The 20,141-nt window shown below is 49.0% G+C and carries 22 protein-coding genes; 3 read left to right on the plus strand and 19 right to left on the minus strand.

The annotated features are described in order from the left end of the window. Positions 1 to 50: 50 nt before the first annotated feature. The 9 genes from DXC51_RS06290 to DXC51_RS30255 form a co-directional block, all read right to left on the minus strand. Entirely contained in the window at positions 51 to 923 is an 873-nt protein-coding gene (locus tag DXC51_RS06290; RefSeq protein ID WP_102288587.1) for a carbohydrate ABC transporter permease, read from the minus strand. 23 nt (positions 924 to 946) lie between these two features. Then, entirely contained in the window at positions 947 to 1,882 is a 936-nt protein-coding gene (locus DXC51_RS06295; protein ID WP_102288586.1) for an ABC transporter permease, read from the minus strand. A 174-nt stretch (positions 1,883 to 2,056) separates the two neighbouring features. Continuing rightward, entirely contained in the window at positions 2,057 to 3,736 is a 1,680-nt protein-coding gene (locus DXC51_RS06300; protein WP_102287814.1) for an extracellular solute-binding protein, read from the minus strand. Positions 3,737 to 4,114: 378 nt separating this feature from the next. Then, positions 4,115 to 5,155 carry an AraC family transcriptional regulator gene (locus DXC51_RS06305; RefSeq protein WP_102287813.1) on the minus strand — a complete coding sequence of 347 codons (1,041 nt, stop codon included), beginning with the start codon at positions 5,153 to 5,155 and terminating at the stop codon, positions 4,115 to 4,117. A 16-nt stretch (positions 5,156 to 5,171) separates the two neighbouring features. Beyond that, positions 5,172 to 6,257, minus strand: coding sequence for an AraC family transcriptional regulator (locus tag DXC51_RS06310; RefSeq protein ID WP_102287812.1), 1,086 nt, complete (start codon positions 6,255 to 6,257; stop codon positions 5,172 to 5,174). A 10-nt stretch (positions 6,258 to 6,267) separates the two neighbouring features. After that, positions 6,268 to 6,867 (minus strand): TetR/AcrR family transcriptional regulator, encoded by a 600-nt coding sequence (locus DXC51_RS06315; RefSeq protein ID WP_102287811.1) that lies wholly within the window; start codon positions 6,865 to 6,867, stop codon positions 6,268 to 6,270. After that, positions 6,864 to 7,472, minus strand: a complete 609-nt coding sequence (locus tag DXC51_RS06320; RefSeq protein WP_102287810.1) for a hypothetical protein — start codon at positions 7,470 to 7,472, stop codon at positions 6,864 to 6,866. Before DXC51_RS06320 ends, DXC51_RS06315 begins: the two co-directional genes overlap by 4 nt. Before the next feature lie 91 nt (positions 7,473 to 7,563). Continuing rightward, complete coding sequence (locus tag DXC51_RS06325; RefSeq protein ID WP_102287809.1) at positions 7,564 to 7,917, minus strand: hypothetical protein; 354 nt, start codon at positions 7,915 to 7,917, stop codon at positions 7,564 to 7,566. Positions 7,918 to 7,989: 72 nt separating this feature from the next. Continuing rightward, positions 7,990 to 8,115 (minus strand): hypothetical protein, encoded by a 126-nt coding sequence (locus DXC51_RS30255; RefSeq protein WP_278336589.1) that lies wholly within the window; start codon positions 8,113 to 8,115, stop codon positions 7,990 to 7,992. A gap of 287 nt (positions 8,116 to 8,402) precedes the next feature. Here DXC51_RS30255 and DXC51_RS06330 point away from each other — a divergent pair, with 287 nt between their 5' ends. The 3 genes from DXC51_RS06330 (at position 8,403) to DXC51_RS06335 (ending at position 10,051) form a co-directional block, all read left to right on the plus strand. Continuing rightward, entirely contained in the window at positions 8,403 to 8,612 is a 210-nt protein-coding gene (locus DXC51_RS06330) for a hypothetical protein (RefSeq protein ID WP_021638206.1), read from the plus strand. 90 nt (positions 8,613 to 8,702) lie between these two features. Continuing rightward, positions 8,703 to 8,786, plus strand: a complete 84-nt coding sequence (locus tag DXC51_RS30715; protein ID WP_408608844.1) for a putative holin-like toxin — start codon at positions 8,703 to 8,705, stop codon at positions 8,784 to 8,786. 413 nt (positions 8,787 to 9,199) lie between these two features. Next, a complete protein-coding gene (locus DXC51_RS06335; RefSeq protein ID WP_021638205.1) occupies positions 9,200 to 10,051 on the plus strand; it encodes a hypothetical protein in 852 nt (283 codons plus the stop codon). A gap of 96 nt (positions 10,052 to 10,147) precedes the next feature. Here the strand turns inward: DXC51_RS06335 and DXC51_RS06340 are convergent, their stop codons facing one another. From DXC51_RS06340 to DXC51_RS06385, 10 genes are all read right to left on the minus strand, one after another. Then, positions 10,148 to 10,756, minus strand: coding sequence for a hypothetical protein (locus DXC51_RS06340; RefSeq protein ID WP_102287808.1), 609 nt, complete (start codon positions 10,754 to 10,756; stop codon positions 10,148 to 10,150). A gap of 22 nt (positions 10,757 to 10,778) precedes the next feature. Next, positions 10,779 to 11,471 carry an SDR family NAD(P)-dependent oxidoreductase gene (locus DXC51_RS06345; RefSeq protein ID WP_102287807.1) on the minus strand — a complete coding sequence of 231 codons (693 nt, stop codon included), beginning with the start codon at positions 11,469 to 11,471 and terminating at the stop codon, positions 10,779 to 10,781. A gap of 90 nt (positions 11,472 to 11,561) precedes the next feature. After that, positions 11,562 to 12,218: a ThuA domain-containing protein gene (locus DXC51_RS06350; RefSeq protein ID WP_025488804.1), complete on the minus strand. Its 657-nt coding sequence runs from the start codon at positions 12,216 to 12,218 to the stop codon at positions 11,562 to 11,564. Between the two features lie 48 nt (positions 12,219 to 12,266). Continuing rightward, entirely contained in the window at positions 12,267 to 12,437 is a 171-nt protein-coding gene (locus tag DXC51_RS29455; RefSeq protein WP_180998150.1) for a hypothetical protein, read from the minus strand. Between the two features lie 138 nt (positions 12,438 to 12,575). Then, positions 12,576 to 14,024: a sucrose phosphorylase gene (gene gtfA / locus DXC51_RS06360; RefSeq protein ID WP_102287805.1), complete on the minus strand. Its 1,449-nt coding sequence runs from the start codon at positions 14,022 to 14,024 to the stop codon at positions 12,576 to 12,578. Positions 14,025 to 14,045: 21 nt separating this feature from the next. Then, complete coding sequence (locus DXC51_RS06365) at positions 14,046 to 15,035, minus strand: LacI family DNA-binding transcriptional regulator (protein WP_021638199.1); 990 nt, start codon at positions 15,033 to 15,035, stop codon at positions 14,046 to 14,048. Between the two features lie 134 nt (positions 15,036 to 15,169). Then, positions 15,170 to 16,735 (minus strand): alpha-amylase family glycosyl hydrolase, encoded by a 1,566-nt coding sequence (locus DXC51_RS06370; protein WP_102287804.1) that lies wholly within the window; start codon positions 16,733 to 16,735, stop codon positions 15,170 to 15,172. A gap of 127 nt (positions 16,736 to 16,862) precedes the next feature. After that, the gene (locus tag DXC51_RS06375) at positions 16,863 to 17,723 is read right to left on the minus strand and encodes a carbohydrate ABC transporter permease (RefSeq protein ID WP_021638197.1); all 861 of its coding nucleotides are present in this window, start codon (positions 17,721 to 17,723) and stop codon (positions 16,863 to 16,865) included. After that, positions 17,723 to 18,607 (minus strand): carbohydrate ABC transporter permease, encoded by an 885-nt coding sequence (locus tag DXC51_RS06380; RefSeq protein ID WP_021638196.1) that lies wholly within the window; start codon positions 18,605 to 18,607, stop codon positions 17,723 to 17,725. The genes DXC51_RS06375 and DXC51_RS06380 overlap by 1 nt, the downstream gene beginning before the upstream one ends. Positions 18,608 to 18,786: 179 nt before the next feature. Beyond that, positions 18,787 to 20,139, minus strand: a complete 1,353-nt coding sequence (locus DXC51_RS06385; RefSeq protein ID WP_117530771.1) for an ABC transporter substrate-binding protein — start codon at positions 20,137 to 20,139, stop codon at positions 18,787 to 18,789. Positions 20,140 to 20,141: the final 2 nt, after the last annotated feature.

Consider the following 20,141-nt stretch of genomic DNA (forward strand, 5'->3'; position numbering starts at 1 on the left):
CCTCCGTTCCCGGCGCTTTCCCACGAAACAATAGCTGCGGGCGGCAGCACTCAGCCCTTCACGGATCCCACCGTCATGCCCTTTACAAAATACTTCTGGGCAAACGGATAAATCAGCATAATGGGAATCAGCGCAATAAAAATCTGCGCGCAGCGGATGGTCCTGTCATCCACCAGCGAAAGCTCCCTGATCTGCTCCATGCTCAAAAGGCTCATATCCCGCTGCACCACCACCGTATACAGGAAGGAAGCCAGCGGATAGCTTTCCGGGAAATTGGAAAAAATCAATCCATCAAAGTAGCTGTTCCAATGAGTAATAAAACAGAACAGGGTCAGCGTCGCAATGGACGGCTTGGCACAGGGCACATAAATCCGGAAACAGGTCTGGAACTGGTTTGCACCGTCAATCAGGGCAGCCTCCTCCAGCTCATGGGGAATACCCCGGAAAAAATTCAGCATGAGCACGATGTTGTAAACCGGCACCGCCATAGGCAGGATCAGCGCCCAGATGGTATCCATCAGGTGCAGGTTCTGTATCAGCAGATATCCCGGGATCAGCCCGCCGGAAAACAGCATGGTGAAAAAGAAAATCCAGGAATAAAAGCTTCTCAGCCTCAGCTGCGTGCGTTCCTTGGACAGCGGATAGGCTACCAGAATGGTAATCAGCATGGAAAAAGGTACGCCGATACATACCCTTTCCACGGATTTCAGCAGAGAATTCCAGAAATCCCGCTTTCCGATAACATAGCTGTAGGCATAGGTATTAAACTCCACCGGCCAGAGGGAAACCCTTCCCGCAGATACCGCCGTTGCGCTGGAAAAGGACATGGCCAGTATATTCAGCAGCGGAAACAGGCACAGGACGGACAACAGAATCAGAACCGTATAATTGATAATTTGAAAGACAATACGTCCCTTTGTCATTTTTTTCACTGTGATTCCCTCCCCTAAAAAATCCGGTAATCCGCAAACCTGTAGGCAAGCCAGTAGGAAACCGAAATAAACATCGTGGAAATGATCGATTTAAACAGCCCCACGGCGGTCGCCGGCCCGTACTGCGCGTCTATCAGGCCCAGACGGTATACAAAGGTATCCAGGATATCTCCTGATTCATACACGGCCTTGCTGTACAGGTTAAAAATCTGATCGAAGCCCGCATTCAGCACATTCCCCAGGCTGAGCACCATCATCAGCACAATAATCATGCGCATTCCCGGAAGCGTCACATGCCACACCTGCTTCCAGCGGTTGGCCCCGTCGATCTGCGCCGCCTCATACAGATCCGTATCGATTCCCAATATGGCCGCCAGATAAACAATTGCTCCATAGCCGAAATTTTTCCAGATATCCGTCAAGATCAGTGTAGGCTTGAAATAACGGTTATCCCCCAGGAAGAAAATACTCTTTCCTCCCAGCGCCGTAATGATCTGATTGATGATTCCGCTGCTGGGGGAAAGCATATCCAGGAAAATACCGCCCAGTACCACCCATGATAAAAAGTAGGGCAGATACACCACAGTCTGCACAGTTCTTTTGAAGCCATTTCTGTTAACTTCATTTAACATCAGGGCAAAAACAATCGGCACCGCCAGGCCCAGTATGATTTTCCAGAAGGCGATAACGATCGTATTTTTCAAAGCCTGGTTAAAGCCTGGAAGGCTGAACACATAGCTGAAATTTCCCAGCCCCACCCACTGCTGATCCCCGAACATCCCCTTGCTGGGTATGAATTTCTGGAATGCAATGACAAGCCCCGCCATCGGCGTATAGCTGAACACGGCCACCAGAATCAACCCCGGCAGCAGCATCAGATGCAGCGGCAGTTCTCTTTTAAATATGGCAAATGTATATTTATTTTTTACCTTTTTCTTTCCTGAAGCCATACTGCTCCTCTCCTTACCTCCTGACATGCACGTAACCGGCGCAAACAGCCCGCCTGTAACGTCTGGAACATTTGAGGCAGCATATTCTGCTGCCCCGGATGTTCTGAAATAAGTCTGCATTTTTCCTATTCCGACTTAAATCTTATGTAAAAACTGTTTCTGAAAACCACATTTTTATTTGCTGGAAGCATACCACTCATTTACTTCATCAGTCATATCCTGTCCGCCTGCCGCGCTCCACTGCTCCACAACGGAATCGAAGGAATCCAGCGGCTCCTGTCCGGCAATAATTTTGATAAATACCTGATCCAGCATATCATCCAGCGTGGTTTTCTTTGTGGTCATAACCTCGCCGGGGGCGCCGAAGAACTGATCATATACCAATTCCACGTTGCTGTCGTTCTGATAGCTCATCAGCAGCTGCTGGGAACCGTCCGCACCGAATACCCTGTTCCAGCCCCACAGCTGGGTATCGCCGTTCTGTGCCTTGTAGCTGTACTCCCACATACTGTACTGCTCGCCGGTCAGATCCCCGGGTTCCCCTGTTTTCAGAGGCTCTTCAATCGCCTTGGCTGTTACCTGGTTCTTGTTCGGGCTGTTGATGGTTACCGGGGTCAGTCTCCACACGCCTTCCAGGCCATCGCCGGGATTTGCATATACCGCATATTCATTCAGTTCCGGATCAAGCACCTTTTCACAATACAGGTTCAGCATCTGCACCAGCGCTTCCGGATGCGCACAATCCTTGCTCACCGCATACCAGCTTGCCGTACACATATGGATGCCGGGCCTGATTTTGTCTCCCGTATTTTTCACAGGCAGCTTATAAGGACGCCAGTCTGCTTCGGGATCCGCATCCACCACATCCTGCAAAGGCCACAGAGAACCGGCATGATAACCGTACATTGCCCCGCATTTTCCGTTTACAAGCGCTTCCTTGGTCTTATCATTGTCATTTACATAAAATTCCGGATCAATCAGCCCCTCCTGGAACAGCTCCGCCAGGCTTCCCAGTGCTTCCTTCATTTCAGGGGTCGTACTGCCGTAAACCAGCTTGCCGCTTCCGTCGTCGATCCAGTATTTGGGATATGCGCCGTAGGCATTGCACCAGCCTTTAATGTCAAAGTTGTTGCCGTAAATATCGTTGCTGACAGCCAGCCCAACGCCGCCGCTTCCGGCATGCTCCTTGAAGGTTTTTAAAATTTCCCTTAATTCATCCAGCGTTTCCGGCGCCTTCAGTCCCAGCTCGTCCATCCAGTCCTGACGCAGCCAGAGCATCTGCGCTGTTTCAATATCACAGTCCACATAAGGAATTCCGTACTGCACGCCGTCGTAGGTACATGCCTGAATCGCCGCATCCCCGCCGGCTGCAATCAGCTCCTTCACGAAATCACTGGCATATTCATCAAAATAAGGCTTCATATCCACTACCAGGCCCGCTTCCACAAGCTGCTTCAAATCGGTCTTATTCACACACACGATATCCGGGATCGTCCCCGCCGCCATAGCCGCATTGAACTTCTGCGTCTGAAGCTCCGCGCTGGAAGCGATCCACAGGTATTTCACATCATATCCCAGCTTTTCCGCGATCAAATCCGTCCACAGATTATCCTCATAGGTTGCGCCTTCCATCCTGGCAAAAATATCTGTTTCCATCAGGGAGTCCTGCGCCCTGCTGAAGGTAACGGGAATCAATTCACCGTTTCCCTCCTCCGCCGCTGCTGCGCTTCCCTCCGTCCCCTTTGTTTCGGCCGGCGCCGAAGCCGCGGTATCCGTACTTCCGCTTCCGCAGCCTGTCAATAATGACAATGATAATGCTGCCGCCAAAACTATTGCTGACAATTTTTTAGCCATTTCCATTCCCTCCTTGATAATTTCACAATACAATCCCCTTTTATCTGGATCCGTTTTGTATGTTTTGTGTGGTTTTATTATATATTTAGCGTCTTACTTTATCACTCTACACAAAACTTGTTTTATATGACCTTTTTTGGCCATTCTCTTTCAGGCATCCTCTCTTAGCCAAGCCCCGTCAGTACAGAAAAAAGCCGGTACAATCCAATGATCGTACCGGCTCCTCCGTCTGAATTTATTACAGTTTATGATATTTTCCCAAGCGTTTATTTCAGCTCTCCTGTATAAGAACTGCTGTTATTACCGCCTGCTGATGTTTTCTCCTACCTGCCGTTTCTTTCTCCTGCCGTTTCTTTCTCCTGCCAGCCGTCTTTTCCCTCAAATCAAAATCTCTTCCCCATTTTTCCGGAACTCCAGAGGCGTCTGCCCGAAATGCTCCTTAAAGCTACGGTAAAAATTATTCATATTGCTGTACCCGGTTTCCTCCATAATTCTCTCCATACTCAGGTTGGTATTCCGCAGCAGCTCCACTGCCCTTCTCAGCCGCAGATCCCGCAGCAGATACCGGTAGGTATAGCCGCTTTCCCTGACGATATACCGTTTTAATTCACTCTCACTCATACCGAACTGCCTTGTCAGCTCCTCCAGCGTAATACTCTTCAGGTTCTGCCTGATCGCCTGGATGATGGCGGGAAGCACATAAACCTCGTCCGTCAGCTCTTCCTTCAGCTGCAGCTGCGGCAGATGCTCCCTCATAACGATACCCAGGAAAATCATGGCATAGCTTTTCATCAGAAGGTTGCTTGCCGCCTGCTGCCGCGCTGACTCATCAAACATCCTCTCCACCCACCGGTCCAGCTTCGGATCATTATTGCAGCCAAACATCAATACCCGGTTGCTGTGCTTCGTATAAAGGATTTTCCAGAAAAAATCAGCCAGGATATTCTGTTCCATCAAGATCCCCGAAAACGCATTGGCAAAGGAACTGATGCGCATTAGGATATTGATGATCACATCCTCATCGTGCCTGGAAAACACCGTATGCCGGATTCCCGGCGTAATTATGCAGAAATTCCCCGATAAAAGCTCATATTTCACATTATCCAGATACACGGTCACGCTTCCGCTCCACACATAAATAATCTTGATAAACTCCAGCTTATGAAGAAACGGCGGACAATACCTGAGGTTATTAAAGCAGACAACCTCCTTGAAATTCTCTGTGAAAAAATCATCCTCCGTCAATACGCTGCCCATCATGGAAGGTGCTTCATTCGGAATATCGTTTATTCCGGCCTTATGACACCGCCTCACCAGCCCGGCCCAGTCCTCCACCGGCTCCTCCCAGACCTCAGGGCACCTTGCATACAGGCTTTTATATAACTGCTCCTCTTCTCCCAGACCTTCACTCAGCCGCAAACCGTTCCCCCCTGTTTTATGTATACATGAATTCCGCCTGCCGTTTTTTCTTCCTGTAAACAAGAGGCGTCATCCCATAGGCTGCTTTAAAATTCCTGAAAAAAATACTCTGATCCGTATACCCGATCAGCGCAACAATCTTCTCTATATTGCACTCCGTCTTTATCAGCAGCTCCGCTGCCCTTTTCATCTTCATTTCCTGCAGGAGATGGCTGAAGGTAAATCCCGTTTCCCTGCGGAAATACCGGCTCAGATACCCCTCGCTCACATAAAAATTCCCCGCCAGGGAAGCAAGAGACACCTCGTCAATATGCTCCTTCATGTACAGCAGATACTGTGCCAGGGGATACTCCCTGTGCTTTTCCTTTTTTCTGAGCCATACCACGTCCTTTTCCTTCCATCTGAGAATATAGGCAAATATGGCCATCATCATGCTCTTCATGACCAGGCCGCTTTTCACCGACTGCAGCAGCGCTTCTTCATAGAGATCCACCACGCTCTCCTCCAGCAGCATATCCGGCCTGCTGTTAAAAAGCAGCACCTCCCCGCCCGGCTTATGATAAAGCATCTTCCAGAAAAAATCCGCAATCACGCCGCCGTCATTGGATTCCAGCAGCTCCCAGAAGGACTCCGCAAAGGTACTCCTGCGAATCAGCAGATTCAGCACAATATCCTCATCCGCACAGGAAAAAACGGTCTGCTCCACCCCCGGCGCCACAATACAGGCATTTCCTTCCGTCATGGATATCCACCTGCCGTCAATATAAAAAAAGCAGCTTCCCCGGAACACATAAATAATTTTGATAAACTCCAGCTCATGCAGAAAAGCCGGGCAGTAGCGGGCGTTTACAATCACGCTCACCTCTCCCCAGTCCTCCTGCGGAAAATACTCCTCCTCCGAAAAAACAGGCGCAATCGGCGTGGGCGGCACCGGAGGGAGCTTTGTCTTTCCCTCCCCCTCCAGCTCATTATAACGCCCGCAGAACTCTTCCCAGCTCCTGACCGGCACCGCAAAAGCCGCCGGATTCCGAAAGTACAGCTCCCGATATGTATCATGCACATCCAATGGCGTCAATATCTTTAAAAAGGCCTCTCTGTCCATCGTTTTTCCTTTATTGAAACACTGCGGCAAACATCCGCAGATAATCCTCTATTTCTTTCTTCAGAGCCTCTGTTTCCAAACCGCCCCGGCCGCTGAATTCCTCCGTCAGGCCGTTCAGCGTATACTCCACACATTTCATCACCATTTCCGGTTTTGCCTTCGGTACAAACCTGTCAAAATCGGCCTGTCTTATGTATTTATTCAGGCTTTCCTGATATTTTTCCCGGATTTCCCGGACGGCCTCCGCCGCCTCTGCACAGTCTTCCTTCTGCACCGCATCCAGGAAACGCCTCATGTAGGGATACATTTTCATCACCCGCATCCGCGCAGTCTCCATTTTCCCCGCCAGCACAAAGAAATCCGTATCCACAGCCTTAATTTCCCTGGAAAACTCCAACAGCATAAATCTAGTGCTGTAATCATACAAAAACACATACAGCCCCAGCTTACTTCCAAAATAATGGAACAGCAGCCCTTTGCTGATAGCCGCCTCCCTCACCATATCATCCGTACTGGCATGCCTGTAGCCATTTAACGCAAACATCTTCAAGGAAGCATTAATTATCCTGTCCTGTTTCTCTTTTTTCACATCAAAGAACTTATCGTTCATAGTCCTGCCTCCTCTTTGGTATACCCCTGCAATACTACAAGAAATTTTTCTATCTGCACAGCATCATTAAGATATGTTTTGCCGGGAATCTTCAAATAGAAGATTTCCTCACCTGCCTGGAATCGGAAAATCGTTGAAACATAAGTATTTTTTATCTGTTCTATTTTACCGTATGTCAATTGAGTGTCACTGCCTGCAGCCTTCAATGCCCAATTCAGATAAGGCTGAAATCCGTCCTTATTTACCCAGGGAACTGTTTTGCTGCAATTATAGTTTTTCACCACAGCTTTCAGCAAGACTGTTAAGCTGTTCCCCACAATAAATTTATCTAAACTGCCGCTGTCCATCCAGATAAACTCTTTTCCCACATTACATTCGCCATACAGCTCAAATACAGCGGCACAATAATCCTTATAAAAGCAAATATAACGCCGGTATACAAGCAGACCGCAGTTTTCCCAAAACCACCTGTTTTCTTCCTGTGGTGAACCAAAGCCAAAGCCCTCATCAACCTCGGCCCCATTCGTCGGAACAGAATATCCCGATGGGTTCCTGCACAGCAGAATCTGCCCCTGCTTATCAAACAGCACAAGCAACATCTTCATATCACGATTCTCCAATCATATTTTTCTGCCTGCAGATTTATGCCATCTATGATTCTGCCGCCAATCACATAACGCCATTATACCATATCCTTCACCCTTTTACCCCGTTTTTCCCTTCGTTTGCCACCCATTTTTCAGCAAAGAATAACAGCAGGGCATAATCCATCCCGGCAGCCCCCTTATTGGCCGCGAAGTCACGACCTACCACCTCATTACATAACAGCGCCCGCTCCTCTTCCTTGTCCAGCGTAATAAATGAAGATACGATATCGACAGCCTTTTTTTCCGCTTCGCCCTCCTTTGTTTCCTCAAGTCCTGTCCCCAAAATGCCAATCCTGTGCAGCAGGGCGCAGACAGCCAGTGAATTCTGCTTTGCTTCCAATGTGTCCTCATTATCATGCAGAAGAAGATAGGCCATGTCCTCCATGATTCCCAGAACATACAAGCTCTGCGCTGCCAGGCTTCCGCCCGCCGGAGAGCTTTGGCTGTCACAATCCGGCTCATCATAATAGCCGTTTTACGCCATCCATTCCAGAAGCTTTTCCATCCCCTCTCTTCCCAAAGACAACAGCAGCTTTTCCACACGTTTCCTGTATTCCATTTTATTTCCTCCAATCACAAAAAGGTAACCTTTATATGTCATTTAGTATACACGTCATCTTACACCAATACACCCTGAAAAAACATATTTTTTCTTTTTTGGGATATCTTATAGCTTCTGCGTATCCACACCCCTGAAATCCCTGAAAAATAAACATTTTAAACTAGGAAAACCCTGTTCTTTCGGTTATCCTACCCATAATATTCCGGGCATTTATACAGGACTCATGTCTCATACACCTATGTCCCGCAGCATCCCGCAGTATACAGCACTATTCTTGTATAACCAACCTACATCTACAAGCTTTCAGTTCCCCGAGGCCGGAATATATGTACAGGCTTTTTAATGCCCTGAAATGTGATGCCAATTACCTGCATCAGGATGAGCTGAACGCTGTGGATTACTGTCCCGAAAGGCTGAGATATGAGGAAATGAAGCATATAGGTAAGTACCGCCTTCTCGATAAATACGGTAAAGACATGGTGGATACGGTATTAGATAAGGAGTTGATGCGCTGTAAGGATACCAGCGGAAGCTGAGGTTTTTCAGTGATTTTAATATATTTACCCAGGTAGCCGACAGTGGCGGTTCATTACCCATTCTAAGTCTTGCAGAAAGGGGAAATGCTTATGAGTACATATGAGACACTAATGATTATTTTGACAACAGCCAGCTTAATCGTAGCAATTCTCAAATATACAAATAAGAAATAGCCGCCCTGGTCTCTGGTAAAAGATAGGCGGCTATTTCTTATAACTGAATAATATTGCCGGAACGGGTAGTGTGCATCTACTCGTCGGCTGTCTTGTTAAGTATATTATAAGTTAAACCGTCCGTTTTGTCAAAAGGAACCGTTCCTCCACGCATTTTAACAAATATACGGAAACCCTGTCATAAAAATATTGGGAAATTAATACAATTTTAATACATATTTTCTTTTCAATTCCGCAAAATAGTATTAAAATAACACTAAGCGGATTTCGCCGCGAAGGGATTTCAGGTCCGGTGCATCCGGTCCGTTTTATAGCAGTATAGCGCCCGGCCGTTCAGGGGTTACTTTTCGTCTGAACCTGTCCGCAGGGTGCTGCTCAGCTTAATCACAGCCTTAAGAAAGGGGTATTTTACGATGGCCAGAAAGTCAAATGGATTTGGAAGATTACTCGCTGCAGCAGCTGTAGTCGGCGCAGCAGCGGCCGGCACCTATTACTACCTGAAAAACAGGGATTCCCGCGTCAATAATGACAGTGACGACAGCGGTGATGAATTTGATGACTTCGATGAGTTTGATGATGACGAACTCAACGATGACGATACGGACGCAGCCTCCTCCGCTGCCGGAGAGACACAGGAGAATGCGGATGCAGGCAAGGAACAGGAGACACACTCCTCCGAGGCCCATACGGAAGGAAACCGTTCCTATGTTTCTCTTGATTTGAAGAAAGCGAAGGAAAAGGCGGACGCCCTTCTCAATAATGTTTCTGAAAAGGTGGAAGACACCGTTCAGAAAATCAAAGCCTCCGAAGAATATGAGACGGTGACAAGCAAGGTGGACGAGGCGGTTACCAAGCTGAAGAATTCCGAAGAGTTTGAGTCGGTCACCCACAAAATAAATGACGCGGTAGAGAGAATTAAGAACAGCAATGAATACGCCAATGTTGACGAACAGATGGAATCCGCCCTCAATAAGGTTAAGGAAGCCACGGAAAAGGCAGTCAGCAAGGTCGGCCAGAAAATAAATGCGACCATGGGCGCTGCGGAAGATATGGCCGGAAAGGCCGACAGCTCCACTTTCGAAGACGGCGAAAATACTACCGATGAATCAGCAGCTCCTTCCCCGGAACCGGCACAGGCGGATGACACTGTCAAAGAAGCGGCGGATGACATTACAGACAGCGTTAAGGATGCCGCAGACATCAGCAGTACCGCCCGTGAAGCGGCGGAAAATGATAACAACACTGAGGATGGCACTGAAATTTAACACTGCGGATTAAAATTACATTAAAATAATCAATATTTACGGGAGTCGTTCCTTTGAGCGGCTCCCGTATTTTATCCGGCGATAAAAATTATTATCCTACCACGCAATCTCCCTGAAAAAACGATCACGCATTACAAGCCTGTTTTCATCTGAATGTACAACAGGCTCTCCCGGGTCAAAGCAGAAATCCAGCCCGATATATTCTCCCGGGCCAATGCCCGCTCCATTTTCCCCTAAAGCATAGCACCGCATCGTAAAGCCCAGCGGCCGCAACCTGTTAAACAGAAGCTTTGCCTGCATATTAAGCCCACCAAGGAGCATATGCGCGGCAAAATCCTGCCTGTCTACACACCAGTTGATGCTGGAACAGGCGTGGGTAAGAAAAGCAATACGTTTTTCTCCGCCTCTGTCCAGCGCCGGGATGCTCCGCTCCAAAACCTCATGGATTTCCGCCATTCTCCCGGCTGCAAATTCCGCTGTTTTCTCATAATCACGGCCGCTTCCTACCGCACCGTCACAAGCTCCATAATCCGTATCCGGGCAGATAACCAGCAGATCCAGAGTCCTTCTCTCCAGCTGCTGCAAAGCTTCCTCTGTCATTTCACCCGTCACTGCGCCGTCCACCTGATAACCGTTTTTTTGCAGCCAGTCCGCTGCCCGCCTGGCCCCGGGCATTTTCATATCAAACAGGAACGCTGTTTTCATCACTTTTCTCCTCTCCCGCCCATCAGAAGGGCCAAACCTCTCCCTTAATATCTGTCATGACAAGCGCATCCTCAAAGCTGCGCTCCTGCGTAAACTGCCGGAAGGCAACCGCAGCCGACTCCTCAGGTTCATAATGCCCCCGGTCCGCCTTTTTCCCTGACATATAAGATCGCACCCAGCCGGGATGATAAACCCGGAAGGTGTACCCTTCGGGACGCAGTTCATTGAACATCAGGCGCACCGTCATATTCAGCATCGCTTTGGAAACGCAATAGGAGGTGTCTCCATCCCCGGTCCTGTGAAGCATGGAAATACTCCCCGCTTCCGAAGAAAAGAAACACAGCCTCCGCCTGCCCGCCTTCATCAACGGCAGAAACAGCTCCACAGTGCGCAGCGTCCCTACGGTATTCGTATTCAGCGTATCGTAAAATCCCTTTCTGCTGTCATCCCGGATGATTCCCGCACAGTTCACCAGAATGTCGATCCTATCCACAAGCTCCGAAGCTGTCCTGACCGCCTCCTGTACCGAAGCCGTATCAGACACATCCAAAAGAATGCATTCCACCTGTCCGGGGTATTTCTCCGCAAGCTCTGCAAGCGCTCCCCATTCAGGCATATACTGCCCCGCCAGCACCCGGAAGCCATGCGCGGCAAACTCTTCACACAGTGCAAAGCCCACTCCCCTGTCCGCTCCGGTGATAAATACATTTTCCATAACCCTGCAAGCCCTCCCCTTATAAAAAAGATAATGTATCAACCTTTTGTTTTATTTACTGTTCATCTTATTCCTTATTGCATAAAAAACTCACTTCACACCGCCTGCACACCAGAAAACCGCATTTCTGACAAGCTTCCGGTATTCTTCATTCTCCCACACAGAAAGTATATGACCTGGTGTCAGGACACAGAGACGCCCCTTGCCTATGCTTCTCACATACCCTCCCATCTGCTTTCCTCCGCTCTCCGATACCGTTGAAAGAAGAGGCAGGATATCCGCCGCCAGATGTTCAAGCTCATAATGCTCATCCCTGATTTCAAAATCATGTACGCCCTCTGTTACAGGATGTGTTCTGTCAACCGTTACCCTGACCGTACATCTGGGCGGATGCTTAACAAAACTGTTCCCCACAAAATCCGTGTAGGCTTTATTCTCCTCCGCCTTAAAACTGTTGCCCGCATGAAGGGAAAGGAATCCGCCGCCCGCTTCCACATACTCCCGCAGCTCCTCCGGCCCGGCCTCCGTCACTCCCTCCTCAAACCAGGGCGCATCATTTGCCCCGGTAAGCGCATTCCCCTTGGCATTGATCACCACCGGGTACCGGCCCAGAAATGCCGGTGTCAGAATATCCTTGGCATCCCGGACAAAATCAAGCGCATGCCCTTCCTCTGCCAGAAAAGCAAGCCCCCTTTCCACCACCTCCGCAGGATGCCATTTATCATCGCAAAGTATAAGTATTTTCATAGTCCCCTCCCTGAAGCCGTTTTCTACGGCTTCCATCATTTATTATTATTACCTTTTCCGAAATGCATAACTGTCTCCGGCTGGTTTTATCTTTAATCTATCACCTTCCTCCTCTCCTGTCCACCCGGTTCCTCCTGTTTTTCCCACCTTTACCATTCCCCTGTCATACTCCCACATCAGAAAGGTCACCGTTCCCGTAAGAACTTCCCATGCCCCCATAAAAACCTCATGAAAACCACAAAAAAAGCAGCAGCGCCACAGCCCAAAATTTCCGGCTGCAGTCACCGCTACTTCCTGTTTTATACACATTCAATATAAACAATTGCTGATAACAACCAGTCACTCCCGGCAGAAGCCTTATTTATCCAGGACCTGCCTCTCACCTCCGGGCTGAGTGGTGTATATCGTAAACTTCTTCTCCGCGAAGTCCGCCTCCAGCTCCGCCGTATAGCCGTTGCTTTCTCTCACAATGACAAGTTTTCCATCCTCGCATTCCTTCATGGCAAAGCTTCCGTCAAACGCCGGGAAGGAATTCCTGAATTCCATCAGCCGGATCAGCTTCTCCACAACAGGACGCTTCACCTCTTCGGTAATTTCCTCTTCCGTGTAATAATGGCGGTTGATATTTCTTCCCACCTTGGTTTCTTCCAGAAGCTGCAGATCGTTCTTCCCCGCCATCAGGCCCACATAATATACCTGCGGAATGCCGGGTGCAAAGAACTGGACCGCCCTTGCCAGGAGATATGCGTCATCATCATCGCCCAGCGCAGAATAATAGGTACAGTTTACCTGATAAATATCCAGATTATTGTAAGCGGCGGTATTGTAGATTTTCTTCACATTCGCGCCGTATTTGAAAATATCCTCCTTTGTCCGGTTGATTTCCTCATCCGGAAGCAGATCCTTCACATCCACAACGCCGATTCCGTCATGGGTATCCAGGGTGGTGAACTGCTTTCTGGGGCAGATTTCCAGCCAGTGCTTCAGATACTTTGTCTGTCCGTAATACAGCGCATTGATAAGCAGCATGGGCAGCGCAAAATCATACACATAATAACCCTTATCCTCTATTTTCTTCTGCATCGTGTAATGCTCATGGATCTCCGGAAGGATTTCCACCTGATAAGGCTTCAGGATTTCCGTGCACTCATCCAGCAGCTCCCAGATTTCAGGCTCAATGAAAAAGCAGCTGGTTCCCGCCTTCTTGGTTGCATAGGCAAAGGCATCCAGGCGGATCATGGCAGCGCCGTGCCTGCACATCCCCACAAGATTGTCCCTGATAAATTTCTTCGCGGTTTCCGACTTGCAGTTGATATCGATCTGCTCCTCATCAAAGGTACACCAAACCTTTTCCGTCGTCCCGTCCGCAAAATGTGCGTCCACATAAGGCGCGCGCGGTTTTCTTTTATAAATCACATCCACCTGCTCCTGCGTGGGCTCGCCGCCTTCCCAGAAATCCTTATAGCGGATGAACAGATCCTTATATTCCGAATCCTCCTTTTTTGCAAGAAAATCCTTATAATACTCGCTCTGCGCCGAAATATGGTTAATCATATAGTCAAACATCAGATAATATTTGTCCGCCAGCCGTTCCACATCCTCCCAGCCGCCGAAGGCCGGATCCACTTTGGTATAATCCATGGGCGCAAAACCCCTGTCCCCTGAAGAGGGAAAAAAGGGAAGAATATGGACGCCGCCCACTGCATCCCTAAAATATTCGGAAAGTATTTTCTCCAGATCCTTCAGATTATGCCCCATGGAATCGGAGTACGTTATCAACATGACTTTATTTTCTAATTTTTTCATTTTACTGCCGCCTTTCAAACTTTATCTTGTAGTTCCGCCCTCCACAAAAGTAACGGGCAGAATAATCCGCCTTTCCACAGGCTTTTTCTCAATCAGCTTGATGAGCGTGTCCACACAGGTCACTGCCATTTCCTTTACCGGCTGCGCGATGCTGGACACCGGGTAATCCCCCACGTTCAGGATACGGAGCCCGTCATAGCCTATGATCTGTACGTCTTCCGGCACACGGATCCCCATCGCAGTCAGCTGCTTCTCAACCACAATGGCATGTACGTCGGAGCTGGTAAAAATACCGTCGTACAGGAAGCTCCCGCCCTTTACGCATTGCTCCAGGAAGCTGTTAATTTTATTCATCTGCTGCTTGGACAGTGTGGTTTCCTCCCCGAAATCCATCCGGGTAGCCTCCACGCCTCCCTGCTCACAGGTATCCACAAACGCTTTCCCTCTCTTCAGGGTTTCCCCCTCCACATTGGAACCGTTTCTGATGTAAATTACATTTTTGCAGCCTGTATCTATAAACTTCTGAGCAGCCAGGCGGCCGCCCATTTCATTATCGCTGGACACACAGCATATCTGATGCTTGAAATGTCTGTCTATGGAAACCAGAGGCATATCCGCCTCCAGATATTCATCCGTATTGCTGTAGGTAACGGCAATCAGGCCGTCTACCTTGTTCTGTTTTGCCATATTGATATAGGCAAGCTCCCTGTCCTCATTACAATGGGAATTGCATACAAGCAGCTTATAGCCGACCGCCGCCAGCACCTGCTCCACATAATTCACCAGCAGGGCAAAAAATGGGTTGATTAAATCCGGAACAATAATCGCCGCCGTAAATGTCTGCTGGGCCTTCAGGCCCCTGGCATAGGTATTTACCTGATAGCCAAGCCTGTGTATGGATTCCTCCACCCTCCGCCGGTTGTCAGCCTTGACATACATATTATTCAATACCTTTGATACTGTTCCCACTGATACGCCGGCATCCGCCGCTACATCCTTAATCGTTACCATTCTTACTTACCTCCCAGTGAATATCCGTCCGTTTTTTTCAGGAACCGTTAATTCATAAACGTTCCTCCAAAATTCGACACTCTTCCTGTCATCATGATACCTTGCCCTCACTGTAATGGCAATCAGAAACTTTCTTAAATCAGTGTCTTTTTCATCCAGCAGGCGCTGACGGCAGCCGCCTTCACTTTCCCGCTTTCCATTACCGGAAGCCCTCCGCAGGAATAAATAACCTCCCAGGATCCCTCGCAGGGAACCTGGCATTCCTGCTCCTTTCCCGACGGATTAATGATAACAAGCACCTTTTCCTCTGCTGAGCTTCTTTCAAAAACAAGCGGATACGTATGATCTCCGGCATACAGAAATTCAATTTTTCCGTCCCCCTGCAGGGCGCTGTGGGCCTGTCGCACAGAAATCAGTTTTTTTACCGTATTGTACAAAGAGTCCGTTTCCTCCATCTGGGAAGCCGCATCGGGCCTGTCATCTCCCGGATCCAGAGGGATATAAAGCGCTTCAGCAGGCGCGCTGGAAAATCCTGCGTTGGTGGATTTATCCCACTGCATCGGGCTTCTGCTCCCGGTTCTCTCATAGCCGCCCTCCACAGAAACCAGATCCTCCACATAACGCATGCCGATTTCATCCCCGTAATACAGAAACGGCGCTCCCGGCAGCGCGTAGATAAAAGCATATGCCAGCTTCATCTGGCGTGTGTCCAGCTGCTTTGAAATCCGGATCATGTCATGGTTACCCGAGGGCATGCACATCATACCTTTTCCTCCGGACGCCTTCTCATTTTCCTGATAATGCTTCACAAATACGGAAATGTCCCCTTTTCCTTCTTCATTGAAAAAAGGATGCTCTGTCCGGAACAGATCCATATAACCGGTGTCGCCGAAATGCAGGAAAAAATCCATATGGAAGCCTGCCTTCAGCGATACCTCCGGCCTGCCCCATTCCGATACCAGGACTGCTTCCGGGAACTCCCGATCCAGAAAAGCCCTTACCTCCTGCCACAGCCGGATGGTTTCCGTCTTGTCATCATCATTTTTCACCAGAGAACCGGCCATATCCACTCGGAAGCCGTCACAGCCCAGGCCCAGCCAGAAGCGCATGATATTCATCAGCTCCTCCCTGGAAGCCCGCGGCCCCGGCGCGTCCACCGGCTGCTGCCACGCCGGATCATCTATCCTGGCAAAGCCGTAATTTAACGCTGGCTGCGTACTGAAGCAGTTTACCCCACAGGTTCCGTACCTGGGGGAAATCCCCCGAAGGATGCTCACAATCCCCCGGACATTTTCCATCCGTTTATAGGGACTGTCCGTCCACACATACCGGTCAGTATACTCGTTTTTTTCCGCCTTCATGGATTCCAGGAACCAGGGATGCGTCACTGCCGTATGCCCCGGCACCAGATCCAACAATACATGCATCCCATAAGAATGCGCCTTTTCAAATAACCGCTTCAAGTCCTCATTGGTTCCGTATCTGGGAGCTACCCTGTAGTAATCCGCCACATCATACCCCGCATCATAAAAAGGGGAATCAAAGCAGGGATTGATCCAGATGGCATTCATCCCCAGCTCCCTGATATAATCAAGCTTCTCCATCAGGCCGGGAATGTCTCCGATGCCGTCTCCATTGCTGTCCTTAAAGCTCTGAGGATACACCTCATAAAATATTGCTTTTTTTAACCATTCAGCCATATTCTGCTCCCACTGTCCCGTACCATCACGGTTACATTTTTTTATATATCGTGTAAAGGGCTTACCCACACCGCCGTCCGCCGGGACAGCGGGTGAAAAACCGGGAAAAAGCCCTTTCCGTAAAAAATCAGGATTTTACCGCACCGGCAACCACTCCTGCGATAATGTACTTCTGCAGGAACAGATAAAGGATGATTACCGGAATGACAACCATAATCAGGGACGCCATAATCAGCCCCAAATCCGAAGAATAGGTGCCATAGAACATCTGTGTTGCGATGGGCAGTGTATACAGCTCCTTCTTTGTCAAAATCAGGGAAGGAAGAAGGAAGTCATTCCACAGGGCCATGGCATACAGGATAACCAGCGTCGCCGTGGTAGGCTTAAGCAGCGGCAGCACTACCCGGAAAAAGGTCTGATGCCTGGAGCAGCCGTCAAGCCGCGCCGCTTCCTCCAGCGACAAAGGGATACTGCTCTTGATGAAGCCGTGGTACATGAATACAGACATGGCCGTGGAAAATCCCACATGCATCAGAATCAGCGTCAGTCTGTGGTTCAGCAGGTGCAGCTGTCCGCCGTAAATGGAAACCAGCGGAATCATGATTACCTGGAACGGAATTACCATGGAAGCAATCATCAGGGAAAAGAAAATTTTATTCAGCTTGTAATCAGTACGCACGAAAATGTATGCGCACATGGAAGAAACAATGATTATCAAAAGAACGCTGATACCCGTGATGCACAGGGAGTTCATGAACGTCCTGGGGAAATTCATTTTCGTAAAGGCCTGCAGATAGTTGGTAACGGATGCGCCGTTCGTTCCAATCAGGGCAAGAGGTTCCTTGATAATATCTCTTTTTGTCTTAAAGGAGTTGATTACCACCATAACAAAAGGGAACATGTAGATGATAAAGCATGCCAGCAATACGATCATCTTTAATACCAAAGAGACTTTTTTCTTAATAAATCCTTTTGTATTCAGATCCATTATGCTTCTACCTCCTTACTCTTACCGATGAATGCCTGCGTAACTGCGATAATTGCAATTACAAGGAACAGGATTAGGGCTTCCGCCTGGCCAAGGCCGTATTTCTTGGATGAGAATGCCATATTGTAAACGTACATGGCCGCCAGGGTTGTGGAACCGTAAGGGCCGCCTTCCGTCAGGGATATGTTCACATCGTAGGTTACAAATGCCCTCGTGATTGCAAGGAAGAAACAGATGGTAAAGGTTCCTGCCATCATGGGGAGGGTGATATAACGCGTGGTTTTCTTTTCATCACAGCCGTCGATCTTGGCCGCTTCCTTCAGGTCATCGGATACGCCCATAAGGCCTGCGATATAAATCAGCATCAGATAACCGGACAGCTGCCACACTGTTACGATAATCAATGCCCAGAAGGCCTTGATCGGGTCGGACAGCCAGGAGGTGGAAAACAGGCTGAAGCCTGTGGCATCGCCGATTACAAGAATCGCCTGCTTGAATACGAACTGCCAGATATAACCAAGTACGATACCGCCAATCAGGTTAGGGGTAAAAAATGCCGCCCGGAAAAAATTGCTTCCTTTTATTTTGCTCGTCACCAGATATGCCAGGCCAAAGGCCACCACATTGGCGAGGATTACTGCAACAAAGGCATACAGGATGGTCCTTCCCAGGGAAACCCAAAAGCTTCCATCCTGGAACAGCGCCACATAATTTTCCAGCCCTACGAAGGGAATGCTGCTGGAAATACCGTCCCAGCCCGTGAAGGTCAGATAAAGACCAAACAGGAAGGGGACAATGACTACTGCTGAAAACAATATTACAGCAGGACCCGCAAAGCTGAGAAACATCATCGCTTTGTAATGGAACTTATTCTGATTCTGCATTGAATCGCTCCTCTCTTCTCTATGGGAGAACCCGGAGCGCGTCTGAAAACTACAGGAGCCGGTGTGATGCCCTGCCCACAATCCGCTGTTAATAATTTTCAGACACGCCCCGGAAAAAAGGGCCGGACCCTTTCAGATCCGGCCCTTCGTTTTCAGCCATATTTCAAAAATATACCTATTTACTGTGCCTTCCAGTATGCCGCAATGTTGTCTGCAAGCTGGTCCCTACTTTCCTGGCCGCCCAGGTACTTCTGCATCTCGGCGCCCATTTCTTTCCAGTGGTCTCCGGGATATTCCGGATATCCGGGAATCAGGTTACCTTCATTTGCATAGCTCTGTACGGAACGTCCCATGGGATTGGTTACTTCCATGGTGATATTGGAGAATGCGGGAACAAGGCTGCACTGGTTTACAAGGAAATCCTGTCCTTTTTCATCATATACAAGCCAGTTCAGGAAATCTTTTGCTGCCTGCTGCTGTGCTTCGCTGTTGTACTTGGTATCAATCATGCAGTACTTGCTTGCGCCGCCGGCCAGCTTGTCAACTGCACCGTTGGAGCTGTCAGGCTGTGCTACGGGCATAATTCCGTATTCGCTTCCTTCTACCGCAAAGTCTGACATTTCAGCCCATGCCCAGTTTCCGTTGAACCAGAATGCAATGTCGCCTTCTGCCAGGGAAACGGCGTTGTTGTTGTAATCAGCTGCCAGAGGATCCGCGCCGTTCATATTGTATTTCATTAATACATCAAAGGTATCCATGAGGGAGTTCCATCTTGCATTGGTCTTCAAATCTTCAGTACCTGCCTTCAGGCCGTCAAGGAATGCTGTTGCGCCTTCCAGGGTGCCGTCCTGTTCCTCATATACCTGTGTCAGATAATGTCCGCCCAGTGACCAGTCTTCCATATTCAGGGCAACCGGTGTTTCCATGCCGCCGGCAACCAGCTTGTCAAGCAGTGCGGTAAAGTCATCCAGGGATTTCACAGCCGTAGGGTCAAAGGCCTCTCCCGTAGCCGCTTCAATTGCTGTCTTGTTATACATAAGGCCGCGGGCTTCAATACAGAAGGGGAAGCCAATCAGCCTGCCGTTGTAATTGCATCCGTAATCGGAGCCGCCGTCCTTGGCCCAGTCTTCGCCTGACAGGTCCAGCGCATATTCATCCAGCATAATGATATCCTGAATGTCTCCCATGAAGATGGTCGGTACTTCGCCGGAAGCATATCTCTTGGTAATATCCTGGGAAGGTGAATCGCCGACGGTTACGGAAACCTCTACATCCACGCCTGTCAGCTCTTTATATTCCTGTGCCAGCTCTTCCCACTGTGTCTGAATCTCGCTCTTGGTATTCAGAATGGTAATCTTCACACCGTCCGTGGATGTATTCGTGGAAGCTGCCGCGCTTCCTTCCTCCACAGCTGCTGCACTGTCTCCCGCTGCTGTGCTCTCACCTGTGGATGAGCTGCTCCCGCCGCATCCTGCAAGCACTGTTGCCACCATGGCAACTGAAAGAATTGCACTGAGTAATTTCTTCTTCATCT

The sequence above is a fragment of the Eisenbergiella massiliensis genome (assembly GCF_003435485.1).